Here is a 345-nt window from a genome sequence, read left to right on the forward strand (position 1 = left end):
TCCACCTGATGCACAAGGCCTCGAAGGGCGAGCTGGACAGCGGCATCGGTGTCCTGCCCGAGGGCCAAGCCCACGAAGGAGTGCACGCATGAGCGCCTGGCTGCCGGAAATCTTCCTCGCCCTGATGGGGCTCGCCATGCTGGCCTACGTCGTGCTGGACGGCTTCGACCTCGGCGTCGGCATCCTGCTGCCCGGCGGTGAAGACGCGCAGAAGGACACGATGATCGCCTCGATCGGCCCCTTCTGGGACGCCAACGAAACCTGGCTGGTGCTGGGCGTGGGCATCCTGCTGATCGCGTTCCCGATGGCGCACGGGGTGATCCTGAGTTCGCTCTACCTGCCGGT

Annotated in this window: 1 protein-coding gene; it reads left to right on the plus strand. The window is 66.4% G+C overall.

All coding sequences use genetic code 11. The features are described from left to right. Positions 1-88: 88 nt before the first annotated feature. Positions 89-345 (plus strand): cytochrome d ubiquinol oxidase subunit II (locus FLQ44_RS18220; RefSeq protein WP_147695494.1); only part of this gene is annotated, 257 nt, incomplete at its 3' end.

The sequence above is a fragment of the Vogesella mureinivorans genome (genome assembly GCF_007644035.1).
Lineage (GTDB): Bacteria > Pseudomonadota > Gammaproteobacteria > Burkholderiales > Chromobacteriaceae > Vogesella > Vogesella mureinivorans.